A 12843-nucleotide genomic window follows, 5' to 3' on the forward strand; every position below is an offset into this window, starting at 1 on the left:
ATCGCGGCGCGTACACCCCCGATTTCACCTCTTAGAACGGGTGGGACAATGACAGGGCGAGGATCATCTTCACATCACCCCCGGGCGGCACGGCCTTGAGCCGGATATCGGTGCCGCCCTCATGGCGGAACACACCCACCAGCCCGGCAATCGGGATCACGCCGTTGAGGTTCGGGATGCCGTAATCGCGCTCCAAACCGGGGGCAAGCGCGCTGTACCGCGCTGCCCCCACCATCGCACCCCCGCGCAGGGACCATGCCTCCCACGCCATCAGGTCGCGGGTCAGCGCATAGATGCCGTAGGGCGCGTCCTCCTCATAGGAATTGTAGAAGATGCCCGCCTCGAACGATTGCTCCCACCCGTCCCAGGGGGACGGTTCGCGAAATCCGATGCCAAAGCCGGGGTTTTCGCCGTTGAGATCCTGATCGGTTCCAAGGTGGAGCGATCCAACAAAAAGCGCACCGTAATAGGTGCGCTCTTCGGCCCAAACGGGCAGTGCCAATAGCAGAAGGGGCAGGATCAGCCGCAGCATTTCGTGCCCCTTCGCCGTGTTAGAGAGACCGCTTGATCTCTTCGGTCTCGTAGATTTCGATCACGTCAGCGGCGCGGATATCGTCGTAATTCTCGAACGCCATACCGCATTCCTGACCGGACTGGACCTCTTTAACCTCGTCCTTGAACCGCTTGAGCGTCTTGAGCGTGCCTTCGTGGATCACGACGTTGTCGCGCAGCAGGCGCACCCCGGCGGAGCGGCGCGCCACCCCTTCGGTCACCAGACAACCCGCAACTTTGCCCACATTGGACACTTTGAAGACTTCCTTGATCGTGGCGTAACCGATGAAGGTTTCCTTCACCTCTGGCGACAGCAGACCCTCCGCTGCCTTCTTCACGTCGTCCACCAGATCATAGATGATCGAGTAATAGCGCAGCTCGATCCCCTTCTGGTTTGCGGCCTGACGGGCGGCTGCATTGGCACGGACGTTAAAGCCGATGATCGGCACGCCGGAGGCTTCCGCGAGGGTCACGTCGCTTTCGGTGATCGCACCCACACCGGAATGCAGCACGCGGATGCGCACCTCATCATTGCCGAGTTTTTCCATCGCCTGAACAATCGCCTCGGTCGAGCCCTGCACGTCGGCTTTCACCACGATGGGCAGTTCGGAGACGTTTTCGTCATCCTTCGCCTTCGCCAGAAGCTGATCAAGCGTGGTGGCAGAGCCAATCGCGGCTTTCTTCTCTTTCGCCGCATTGGCACGGTATTCCGCGATTTCGCGGGCTTCTGCCTCGGACGGGACGACGTTCAGCACGTCGCCTGCCTCGGGTGTTCCGTTAAGGCCAAGCACCTCGACCGGGACGGACGGGCCTGCCTCATCAACGCGCTCACCCGCGTCATTGATGAGCGCACGCACACGGCCCCACTGCTCACCCACGACAAAGATATCGCCGCGCTTGAGCGTGCCGTTCTGCACCAGAACCGTCGCAACCGGGCCACGGCCCGTGTCGAGTTTCGCCTCGATCACGGCACCAATGGCGGCGCGATCCGGGTTGGCCTTGAGTTCCATCAGTTCGGATTGCAGGACGATGGCCTCAAGCAGCTTGTCGATGCCTTCGCCGGTATGGGCGGACACTTCGACATCCAGCACGTCACCGGACATGCCCTCCACCACGACTTCATGCTGAAGAAGCTGCGTGCGCACCTTGTTCGGATCGGCGCCGGGGCGGTCAATCTTGTTGATCGCGACGATCATCGGCACGTTGGCCGCCTTGGCATGGCTGATGGCCTCGATCGTTTGCGGCATCACCGAATCGTCGGCGGCAACCACGAGCACCACGATATCCGTGACCTGCGCCCCACGCGCCCGCATGGAGGTAAAGGCCGCGTGGCCCGGCGTGTCGAGGAAGGCAATCGTGTGCCCGCCTTCGGTGTTCACGCGGTAGGCCCCGATATGCTGGGTGATCCCGCCTGCCTCACCGGAGACGACATTCGCCTTGCGGATCGAATCGAGCAGCGACGTCTTACCATGGTCAACATGGCCCATGATGGTGATGACGGGCGCCCGATCCTTGAGGTCCTCTGGCTTGTCCTCGGTCTCTTTGATCACGTCCTCGACATCGGCGTCGGACACGCGCACCATTTTGTGGCCGAACTCTTCGATGATGAGTTCTGCGGTATCCGCGTCGATGGTTTGGGTCGCGGTGGCCATGATGCCCATCTGCATGAGCGATTTCACCACGGCGGCAGAGCGTTCGGCCATCCGGTTGGCAAGCTCTTGCACGGTGATCGCCTCGGGCAATTGCACCTCGCGCACAACCTTTTCGCGCGGCTCGTTCGAGCCTTGGCTCCGGCGCTTGTCCCGCTCGGCACGCCGCTTCATCGCGGCCATGGAACGGCCACGGTTGCCTTCGCCCCCGAGGGCCTGATTGATGGTCAGCTTGCCCGAACGACGGCGATCATCGCCGCCTTTGGGGCGGGCGGTCTTGTCCACTTCGGGGCGCGGCTCGGTCTTTTTGCCACGGCGTGGCGCTTCTTCGGCCTTGGCCTGAAGCGTTGCCGGATCGGGCATCTCTTCTGCCTTGGGCGCTGGACGCGATTTTTCGCGGGCCGGGGCGGGGGCTTCTTCCTTGGCTTTCTCGGCGGCTTCGATCGCGGCGCGCTCGGCGGCGATCTTTTCCTGCTCGATCTTTTCGCGCGCTTCGCGCTCTGCCCGGTCCTTTTCGGCGCGCAATTCGTCGAGTTCGGCCTTGCGGCGTTCCTCTTCCTCACGCTCTTTCGCGCGGCGGTCGGCTTCTTGTGCCTGTGCCGCGCGCAGGGCCTGACGGCGACGCTCGAATTCCTGATCAGAGAGCGACCGGCCGCCGGCGACCTTTGCCTTCTGCTCGCGCAGTTTCGGGTCGGGCTTCGACGCGGCGTCCGACCCCTGGCCCGTGGCCGGGGTGCTGCTGGCGCCTGCGGAGGCCGCGCTGGTCTTGGGCACTACGACGCGCTTGCGCTTCTTCTCAACCAGAACGGATTTGGTCCGCCCATGGGAGAAGCTTTGACGCACATGGCTCGGCCCGGAGCCGCCACCGCGCACCCCGAGTGTTTTGCCGTTATTGCCGTCGCCGCTTTTTGAATCGCTCATTTAGTCACTTACCTTTCATCGCCGGGCGTATCCCGGCCTGTCTCTTGCATCGTGTCGTCTTGGTCCGGTCGCTCGGATGGTGCCACCACCCTCACACCGCTCAATCGCGCCGCATCCCGAAGGACGCGATCCGTCACACCACCTGCACTCAGCGCGGCATGTATCACATGATCGCGCCCGAATGCGACACCCAATTCTTCACCGCTCAAAAGCGCCATGTTCGGGGTGTCCCCCGCCAATGAACGCAGTTTCGCGCGTTGTCGTTCCGATCCGTCGCTGGCTTCGATCAGAACGCCCATCTGCTCTGTCCGCAGGGCCGCATCGACCTTCATGAAGCCGTTTACCGCGAGCCCGGCCTTGCGCGCCAGTGCAATCTGGTCCTGCACGCGGCGGGTCAGCAACCGCTCCAGCAGATCGGCAAGGCCCGCGGGCACCGCAACCTGCTGTTTCGCCGCGCGGGAGAAGAGCTTTTTCTTCTCCACCAGATCGAGTGCCGCCCGCTCGGACGTGACCCACATGCCCCGTCCGGGCAGTTTCTCCGCCAGATCGGGCACCGCCATACCATCAGGCCCGACGACAAACCGGATCAGACCGAATGTGCCGCCCGATGTACCGGAAGCGATGCACCGGCGTTCCGGCGCGTCCCGCTCTTTTGTTCGTCCACCGCGCGCCACTGTCGGCACCCCAGACACGGAGCCTGACGGATCAGGCTCCGGCCTCCTCTTCCGCGTCTGCCTCTGCCGCGCGGGCGTCGGCTTCGGCGGCAGCAGCGGCCTGCTGTGCGACCAGTTCTTCCGGCGTGATCCAGCCCAACAGCACACGCGCTGTCATCACCAGATCGCGGGCCTCTTCGATATCCATATCGAACTCTTCAAGAAGGCCCACATCCTTCACACGCTTCCCGTTCTCCACGGAGAAGCCACCGGCAAGCTCCCAATCCGCGCATTGCGCGAAATCCTCAAGGTTCTTGATCCCATCTGCGGACAGTTTCAGGATCATTTGGGGTGTCAGCCCCTCAAATTCCAGAAGGCTGTCCTCAACGCCCTGCTCGCGGGCCTTTTTCACCGCAGCGCGGTTGATCAGTTCCAGTGCCTCGCGGGCGCGGGTCTGAAGCTCGTTTGCGGTGTCCTCGTCGAACCCGTCGATGGTCAGCAATTCGTCAATCTCGACATAGGCCACTTCCTCAAGGGAGGTGAAACCCTCGGACACGAGAAGCTGCGCGACCATCTCATCGGCATCAAGCGCGGCCATGAACAGCTTAGACCGCTGGGCGAATTCCGCCTGACGACGCTCAGATTCCTGCGCTTCGGTCATGATGTCAATGTCCCAGCCGGTCAACTGGCTGGCAAGGCGTACGTTCTGGCCCCGGCGACCGATGGCGAGCGACAATTGCTCGTCCGGCACGACCACTTCCATCCGGGCGGCGTCCTCATCCATCACCACCTTGGCGACCTCAGCGGGCTGGAGCGCGTTCACAAGGAAGGTCGCGGCATCGTCATTCCACGGAATGATGTCGATCTTTTCACCGTTGAGTTCGGACACGACCGCCTGCACGCGGGAGCCGCGCATACCAACGCAGGCACCCACGGGATCCACGCCGCCATCATAGGAAATCACGGCGATTTTCGCGCGGGAGCCGGGATCGCGGGCCACGGCACGGATCTCGATCACGCCATCATAAATCTCCGGCACTTCCATCTTGAACAACTCGGCCATGAATTCAGGCGCGGTCCGGCTGAGGAAGATTTGCGGGCCACGCGGCTCCCGGCGCACATCGCGCACATAGCAGCGGATGCGGTCGCCATTGCGGAAGGCTTCGCGCGGGATCACCTGATCGCGGCGCAGCACGGCTTCGCCCGCGCCCACATCGACGATCACGTTGCCATATTCCATCCGGCGCACGAGACCGTTGATGATGGTGCCCTTGCGGTCCTTGAATTCTTCGTACTGGCGATCCCGCTCGGCTTCACGCACCTTTTGCAGGATGACCTGCTTGGCGGATTGCGCGGCGATCCGGCCAAAATCCATCGGCGGCAGCGCGTCGGTCAGCTCATCACCCAGTTCCGCGCCCGGCTTTTCGGCCTGTGCTTCGGCCACGGTGACTTCGGTAAAGGTGTTCTCCACCTCTTCGACCACGGTGCGCACGCGGGTCATGGTCAACTCGCCGGAGCGGCGGTCGATATGCGCGCGGATGTCGTATTCCGCGCCATAGCGGGAGCGCGCGGCCTTCCCGAGGCTTTCTTCCATCGCCTCGATCACAAGACCGGGGTCAATCAGCTTTTCCCGTGCGACCGCATCCGCGATTTGCAGGAGTTCGAGCTTATTTGCTGCATGTGCCATAATCAGTGGTCCTCGGAACTGTCGTCATCGGTTTCAATTTCGTCAAAGGCGCTTTCGTCGAATTCGCCTTGGGCGCCGTGGCCTGCGGCCTTTCGGGCGCGCAGTGATTCGGCGACCAATTCATCGGTCAGAACCAGTTTTGCGTCAGCGATCCAATCGAATTGCAGGCCAATCAGGCCCTGCGGTATTTCGATCAACACTTCGCCATCCTCGGTGCCGCGCAGTTGGCCTTTGAACCGCTTTTGCCCATCAATCATCTCGTGGGTTTCCAGCTTGGCCTCATAACCGTCCCAAGTGTCGAAATCCTTGAGCCGGGTCAGCGGGCGGTCGATGCCGGGGGAGGAGACCTCCAGCATGTATTCGCCGTCAATCGGGTCTTCGACGTCGAGAATAGCAGAAATCGCGGTGGAAATCTGCGCGCAATCCTCAACCTCAATGCCGCCATCGGGCTTGTCAGCCATGATTTGCACGGTGGGCGTGTTGCCCCCCATGTAACGCACGCGCACGACTTCAAAGCCCATATCCTCCACCACGGGGGAGATGATCTGGAGCAGGCGGCGATCCATCGCGGCTTTGGCGATCAGGTCTGTCATGGGTGCCTTTCGGGCATAAAAAAACGGGCGCGCGGCCCGTGTGTCGTGTTCGGTGGAGCGTCGGGGGTGGAGGCCGACATCCGCTGTTAACCGGGTAGATAGGACCATTCCGGCGGAAACGCAAGAGAGGAGCAGAAATCTGCCCCTCTCCCGCAGGATTTGATCACAGCTTGCCGTGGCAATGCTTGTACTTTTTGCCTGATCCGCACGGGCACGGCTCGTTCCGGCCAATCTTGTCACTGGTCACGACGGGCGCGGGGCCGGATGGCTCCGCGTCGCTTTGTGCCGGAGCGGTTTCGGGAGCAGGGGCGGTCGGCTGGGCGGCTTCGGCTTGCGCGCGTTGCGCCTCCGCCTGAGCGCGCATCTGCGCCATCATCGCCTCCTGCTCCTCTTGGGACAGGATACGCACCGCCGCCATCTGCTTGGTCACATCGGCACGCAGGCTTTCAAGGAGCGATTCGAACAGTTGGAACGCCTCGGATTTATATTCGTTGAGCGGATCGCGCTGCGCGTAACCACGGAACCCGATGACGGAGCGCAATTGATCCAGCGTCACAAGGTGATCGCGCCAGCCCTTGTCGATGGTTTGCAACAGCACCTGCTTTTCCACACCACGCATCGTGTCCGCGCCATACGCCTCATGCTTTTCAGCGGATTGCGCGTCCACAGCGGCGATCAGACGTTCGCGAATATCCTCGTCATCAACGCCCTCTTCCGCGGCCCATTCCGCGACCGGGAGTTGCAGCCCAAACGACGTGCGCACGACCTCCGCCAGACCGTCCGTATCCCATTGATCGGCATAGGCGCGCGGCGGGATATGGGTGGTCACGATATCTTCGACATATTGGTGGCGCATGTCCTCGACAATTTCGGACACGTCCTGCGCTTCCATGATCTCAAGCCGCTGGGAGAAGATCGCTTTGCGCTGATCATTCATCACATCGTCGTATTTGAGCAGGTTCTTGCGGATGTCGAAATTGCGCGCTTCGACCTTGGATTGCGCGCGCTCCATCGCCTTGGACACCCAAGGGTGGATGATCGCCTCGCCTTCCTGCATGCCCAGCTTGCCAAGCATCTTGTCCAGCCGGTCAGAGCCGAAAATGCGCATCAGATCGTCCTCAAGGCTGAGGAAGAACAGCGTCCGCCCCGGATCACCCTGACGGCCGGAGCGGCCGCGCAACTGGTTGTCGATCCGCCGCGATTCGTGCCGCTCGGTGCCCAGAACGAACAGACCACCTGCCTCAAGCACTTTGGCCTTTTCCTCGGCCACTTGGGCTTCGATCTGCTCGCGCAGGGCGGTGTATTCGGGGGTATCGGGCGCGATCCCCTGTGCCTCCGCCGCCTCGGAAAGCGCGATATCGGGGTTGCCGCCAAGCTGAATATCCGTCCCGCGGCCCGCCATGTTTGTGGCGATGGTCACCGCCCCGATCCGGCCCGCCTGTGCCACGATCTGCGCTTCCTGTTCGTGAAAGCGCGCGTTGAGCACCTTATGCGGGATCTTCGCGGCGTTCAGCATCTGGCTGAGCATTTCGGATTTTTCGATGGAGGTGGTGCCGACCAGCGTTGGTTGCCCTTTTTCATGGGCGATGCCGATTGCCTTGACCACGCCGTCGAATTTCTCCCGCGCGGTGCGGTAAACCTGATCCTCGTGATCTTCACGGGCGACCGGGCGGTTTGTGGGGATTTCCACCACGCCCAGACCATAGATTTCCTGAAATTCGTCCGCTTCGGTCATCGCGGTGCCGGTCATGCCCGCGAGCTTGCCATAAAGGCGGAAATAGTTCTGGAACGTGACAGAGGCGAGCGTCGCGTTCTCCGGCTTGATCTGCACGCCTTCCTTGGCCTCGATCGCCTGATGCAGGCCATCGCCAAGCCGCCGCCCGGCCATCATCCGGCCGGTAAATTCGTCGATCAGCACGATCTCCCCGTCGCGCACGATGTAATGCTGATCCTTCTGGAACAGCCGATGCGCGCGCATGGCCTGCGTGATGTGATGAACGATTGAGGTGCTTTCCGGGTCATAAAGGCTCTGCCCCTCGGGCAGGATGCCCTCTTCGGTCAGGCGCTGTTCGATGAATTCGTTGCCCTCTTCGGTCAGCGTCGCGGAGCGTTGCTTTTCATCAAGCTCTACATGCTCATCAGTCAGTTCCGGCGCGAATTTGTTGAGCGTGATATAGAGTTCGGACCGATCCGCCAGCGGGCCAGAGATAATGAGCGGCGTGCGCGCCTCATCAATCAGAATCGAGTCGACCTCATCCACAATCGCGAAATGATGCCCGCGCTGTGCCATCTGATCGAGGCTCGCGCGCATGTTGTCGCGCAGATAGTCAAAGCCAAGCTCGTTGTTCGTGGCATAGGTCACATCGGCCTTATAGGCCGCGCGTTTTTCCTCATCGGGCTGGCCGGGCACCACGACGCCAGTGGTCATGCCCAGCGCTGCAAACACGCGGCCCATCCACGCGGCGTCCCGGCGCACGAGGTAGTCGTTCACAGTCACGACATGCGCGCCTTTGCCGGGGATCGCATTGAGATAGGTCGGCAGGGTGGCCACGAGGGTCTTACCCTCACCGGTTTTCATCTCGGCGATATCGCCTTTGTGCAGGAAATAGCCACCGATCAGCTGCACATCGAATGGGCGCAGGCCCAGCGCCCGCTTCGCGGCTTCCCGCACGGCGGCGAAAGCTTCGGGCAGCATATCATCAAGGCTTTCGCCTTCTTCGTAGCGGCGGCGGAACTCCGGCGTTTTCGCGGCGAGTGCATCGTCGCTCAGCGCCTCGAACTCTGGCTCCAGCGCATTGATCCGCTCCACGATTGGGCGCACCGATTTCACCTTGCGGTCGTTCGGGGTGCCAAACACCTTTTTCGTAAGGGATCCTAAGCCGAGCATACGCCCTCCGTCCTCGTCATTGACTGGCAGATAACGCCGGTTTCGCGCGTTCACCCGATTGCGACTGAGGGATGGTTGCCCGCCAGCGGCAGAGGGCATATTGTGCGCGAACGCCGTGCGACATGCCATGTTGCAGCGCATCGGACATAAGGGGCGCACTGGCCCCTGTCAACGTGGGCAAGAGACCCATGCAGTAACCATTCCGCGGGGTATGCGCCCGGTTATGCGCAGGCTCCGCACCGCCAATCCTACGATCAAGGAAGGATCGACAATCCATGACCCATCTTGCCAAGGCATTCGGAGCCGTTTGCCTGCCTATGCTGACCGCCCTGCCGCTCTATGCGCAAACCACGACCGAGACCCCTGCCGAAACACCCGTTCAGGCACCGTCGCTCGCTACGGTTCTGGCCACGGTGAATGGCACCGATATCACGCTCGGCCATGTGGTGTCGCTGCGCGGCAGCTTGCCCGAGCAGTACCGCCAGTTTCCCGCCGAAGTGCTCTATCCCGGTCTAATCGACCAGTTGATCGACCAGACGCTGCTGGCCAACAAGGCGGAGGCCGATGGGCTTGCGGCCCTGCCCGGTGTCACCCAGACGCTTGAGAATGAACGCCGGGGTCTGTTGGCCAATCTCGGGCTGGAGGCGCTTCTCGATGCCGCCGTGACCGATGAGGCGCTTCAGGCCGCGTATGAAGAAGCGATCTCCGGCATGGAACAGACCGAGGAATTCAACGCCTCTCATATCCTTGTGGAGACGGAAGAAGAGGCCAACGCGCTCGTCACCCGGCTTGAGAATGGCGCGGATTTCGCGGCCCTCGCGCGCGAAGCGTCCATCGGGCCGTCCGGCCCCAATGGCGGCAATCTGGGCTGGTTTGGACCGGGGCAGATGGTGCCGACCTTCGATGCGACCGTGCAGGCATTGACCGTGGGTGAGATTTCCGCCCCGGTTGAGACCCAGTTCGGCTGGCATGTGGTGATCCTGAACGATCAGCGCCTTGCCCCGTTGCCGACCTTGGCGGAGCTTTCCGGCCAGTTGGGCGACCAATTGCGGCAACAAACTGTACGCAATGAGATCGAGAGCCTGCGCGACGCGGCTGAGATCACGGAGACAGCACTTGACGTGGACCCGTCGATCCTGCTCGCCCTGCCGCTCTATCAGGAATAATCCGTTCTGACCAACACGACGCCTGCGGCCCCGGCTCACATGCCTTGGGGCCGCAGGTCAGCGCCCCTTGCGAAACCTCGCGGAACGGCGCACAAAACCTCCCAAACGTGAACGCAGCCGGGAGGTTTCCATGACCCACACCATCACGCGCCTGATCCCGCAAACGCCCAAGGCCAATGCCTCTCCCCTTGCTCCGACGGACGGCATGTTGCGCCTGCCGGAGGTGGCGGGGGTGCGCTTTTCCGCCGTGGAGGCCGGGGTGCGCTACAAAGGGCGGCTTGACGTGATGCTGGCGGAGGTCGCACCCGGCGCGTCCATGGCCGGGGTGTTCACCCGCTCCGCCACGCGCTCCGCCCCGGTATTGTGGTGCGAGGATGCGCTCAAGGGGCCGCATGACGCGGACAAACCATTCGCCATTCTGGTCAATTCGGGCAATTCCAACGCATTTACGGGCAAGAACGGGTTTGACAGCACCAAGATGCTGGCAAGCCGGGTCGCCACCGCGCTCGACTGTCCTGAAAACCATGTCTTTCTGTCCTCCACCGGTGTGATCGGAGAGCCGCTGCCAGCGGACCGTATCACGGCGAAGCTCGACACGCTGGCCAGCACCCTGTCCGCCGATCACGCGACAGAAGCCTGCGCTGCGATCCTGACGACCGACACCTATCCAAAGGGCGCGGTCATCGACATGACGCTGGATGGCTGCCCGGTGCGCCTGATGGGGATCGCCAAAGGCTCCGGCATGATCGCGCCCGATATGGCCACCATGCTTGTCTATCTGTTCACCGATGCCGCGATTGACCAGCCGCTGTTGCAGGACATGCTGTCGGAGATCAACGCCGCCACCTTCAACGCGATCACGGTGGATGGGGACACGTCCACCTCCGACACGCTGCTGCTTGCCGCCACGGGCAAGGCCGACATGACCCCGATCACCGCGGCAAGCGATCCTCGCGCGCCCGCGTTCCGCGACGCGCTTCATGCCCTGATGCTTGACCTTGCGCATCAGGTGGTGCGCGATGGCGAGGGTGCGACGAAATTCGTCGAGATCCGCGTGACCGGGGCCGACAGTGCTGCCTCCGCCCGCAAGATCGGCATGTGCATCGCCAATTCCCCCCTTGTGAAAACCGCACTCGCCGGATCAGACCCGAATTGGGGCCGCATCGTCATGGCAATCGGCAAATCCGGAGAGCCCGCCGACAGGGATCGCATTACGATCCGGTTTGGCGATCTTCTGGTCGCGGAGCACGGCTGGGTCAGCGAAACCTACCGCGAAGAAGACGGGGCCGCGCATTTCGCGCGCGATGACATCTCCATCCATGTGGACCTTGGGCTTGGCACCGGGGAGGACACCGTCTGGACCTGCGATCTGACCCATCAATACATCACGATCAACGCGGATTACCGATCATGAAGGTCGTGCTCGTCTCTGCCGTGGCACTGATCGACGCGGATGGCCGCGTTCTGCTCGCGCAACGGCCGGAGGGGAAATCCATGGCTGGTCTCTGGGAGTTTCCCGGCGGCAAGGTAGAGCCTGATGAGACGCCAGAGGCGGCCCTGATCCGCGAATTGCAGGAGGAGTTGGGGATCAATACCGAAGCATCCTGCCTTGCCCCGCTGACCTTTGCCTCCCACAGCTATGACGATTTTCATCTGCTCATGCCGCTTTTTGCCTGCCGTAAATGGCAGGGCATCGCGCAACCGAAAGAGGGCCAGACGCTGGCTTGGGTCCGCCCGAATGCGCTGCGCGACTACCCCATGCCGCCCGCTGATATCCCCCTGATCCCGATTTTGCGGGACTGGTTGTAACATCTGCTCTCCCTAGGGTTGCCGGAAGCCCTGTTTGGCTCTACTTCTTTGGAGAAGAAAACAACATATCCCTGGGGAGGGAAGATTATGCTGACCACCGTGATGATCGGGACATGCATTGCCGTGCAAGGGGAGTTTGTGCGGATGATGGAGAATGGCCGCGTGCTTGTCCGTGTTGGGCAAAAGCTGATCTCGGGCCGCCCGGTCTAAGCAACCGCACGGCCCCCTATCCGTCACCGCGCCATGCGTGCTTTCAACTGGGCAATGACGTCGCGCACCTGCGGCGACGGGCGTTTTTCGATCCGCTGATAATCCGATCCATCCGCGTTTCGGCGCAAAAGACCCATACCGATCAGGCTGCGCCGGATCAGGGCGGCATCACCGAAATGATGCGCGGCGTTCAGCGCAGCATTCACGTCCCTCTCCTGCATCACTCGACCGGCGGGCAATCGTGACCAGAGCACCCAAAGGCAATCCTCCTGCACATTGCGCCGCGCGGGCCAGCGGATCAGGCATCCCGCCGCATCAAACTGGTTGAGCAGGCGTGCCACCTGTTTGGGATCGGCGGCAGCGTCCATCCCCCCACGCGCGCCCTGCACCGCCCGCAGATGCTGCACATTCCGAAATCCACCTGCACGGGCGAGCATGTTCATCAGGCTCAGATGCGATGGCACCCCGTCCTGTCCGCTCAATTGGCGTGACAGGGTGCGGGTAAAGGGGGACAGGTCCGCAATATGGAGCGGGATCGGCGATTTTGACATGATATGTCCTTTCAACGCGCCCGGTTTGGTCGTTGGTCGCTGGCTTGACGACGCGGGCTTGCGCAAAAGGTCAGATCCGGTCGGTATGTCTGGCAGGTTTAGCACCCCATCTGGGGCAGCGACGCCTCGGTGTCCTGCGAACCGTTTGGCCACTTAACCCGCCCA

The 12843-nt window shown here is 62.2% G+C and carries 11 protein-coding genes; 4 read left to right on the top strand and 7 right to left on the bottom strand.

What is annotated here, in order from left to right; genetic code table 11:
• Positions 1 to 31: 31 nt before the first annotated feature.
• The 6 genes from FHS89_RS00080 to secA form a co-directional block, all read right to left on the bottom strand.
• Positions 32 to 532, bottom strand: a complete 501-nt coding sequence (locus tag FHS89_RS00080) for a hypothetical protein (RefSeq protein ID WP_184007221.1) — start codon at positions 530 to 532, stop codon at positions 32 to 34.
• Between the two features lie 19 nt (positions 533 to 551).
• Positions 552 to 3122, bottom strand: a complete 2571-nt coding sequence (gene infB, locus FHS89_RS00085; RefSeq protein ID WP_184007223.1) for a translation initiation factor IF-2 — start codon at positions 3120 to 3122, stop codon at positions 552 to 554.
• 8 nt (positions 3123 to 3130) lie between these two features.
• The gene (locus tag FHS89_RS00090; RefSeq protein ID WP_184007225.1) at positions 3131 to 3796 is read right to left on the bottom strand and encodes an RNA-binding protein; all 666 of its coding nucleotides are present in this window, start codon (positions 3794 to 3796) and stop codon (positions 3131 to 3133) included.
• Between the two features lie 31 nt (positions 3797 to 3827).
• Positions 3828 to 5465: a transcription termination factor NusA gene (gene nusA, locus FHS89_RS00095; protein ID WP_184008391.1), complete on the bottom strand. Its 1638-nt coding sequence runs from the start codon at positions 5463 to 5465 to the stop codon at positions 3828 to 3830.
• On the bottom strand, positions 5465 to 6055 hold the full coding sequence (gene rimP / locus FHS89_RS00100; RefSeq protein WP_184007227.1) for a ribosome maturation factor RimP: 591 nt from the start codon (positions 6053 to 6055) through the stop codon (positions 5465 to 5467). The genes nusA and rimP overlap by 1 nt, the downstream gene beginning before the upstream one ends.
• A 163-nt stretch (positions 6056 to 6218) precedes the next feature.
• Positions 6219 to 8942: a preprotein translocase subunit SecA gene (gene secA / locus FHS89_RS00105; RefSeq protein WP_184007229.1), complete on the bottom strand. Its 2724-nt coding sequence runs from the start codon at positions 8940 to 8942 to the stop codon at positions 6219 to 6221.
• Positions 8943 to 9217: 275 nt separating this feature from the next.
• Here secA and FHS89_RS00110 point away from each other — a divergent pair, with 275 nt between their 5' ends.
• The 4 genes from FHS89_RS00110 (at position 9218) to FHS89_RS16335 (ending at position 12127) form a co-directional block, all read left to right on the top strand.
• Positions 9218 to 10108 carry a peptidylprolyl isomerase gene (locus tag FHS89_RS00110; protein ID WP_246413487.1) on the top strand — a complete coding sequence of 297 codons (891 nt, stop codon included), beginning with the start codon at positions 9218 to 9220 and terminating at the stop codon, positions 10106 to 10108.
• 130 nt (positions 10109 to 10238) lie between these two features.
• Positions 10239 to 11522 carry a bifunctional glutamate N-acetyltransferase/amino-acid acetyltransferase ArgJ gene (gene argJ / locus FHS89_RS00115; RefSeq protein ID WP_184007231.1) on the top strand — a complete coding sequence of 428 codons (1284 nt, stop codon included), beginning with the start codon at positions 10239 to 10241 and terminating at the stop codon, positions 11520 to 11522.
• Entirely contained in the window at positions 11519 to 11917 is a 399-nt protein-coding gene (locus FHS89_RS00120; protein ID WP_184007234.1) for a (deoxy)nucleoside triphosphate pyrophosphohydrolase, read from the top strand. Before argJ ends, FHS89_RS00120 begins: the two co-directional genes overlap by 4 nt.
• Positions 11918 to 12004: 87 nt before the next feature.
• Positions 12005 to 12127 (top strand): hypothetical protein, encoded by a 123-nt coding sequence (locus tag FHS89_RS16335; RefSeq protein WP_281376633.1) that lies wholly within the window; start codon positions 12005 to 12007, stop codon positions 12125 to 12127.
• A gap of 23 nt (positions 12128 to 12150) precedes the next feature.
• Here FHS89_RS16335 and FHS89_RS00125 read toward each other — a convergent pair whose 3' ends face one another.
• A complete protein-coding gene (locus tag FHS89_RS00125; RefSeq protein WP_184007235.1) occupies positions 12151 to 12678 on the bottom strand; it encodes a DUF2087 domain-containing protein in 528 nt (175 codons plus the stop codon).
• Positions 12679 to 12843 lie beyond the last annotated feature (165 nt).

Source organism: Rubricella aquisinus (genome assembly GCF_014199445.1).
In the GTDB taxonomy this organism is placed as follows: domain Bacteria; phylum Pseudomonadota; class Alphaproteobacteria; order Rhodobacterales; family Rhodobacteraceae; genus Rubricella; species Rubricella aquisinus.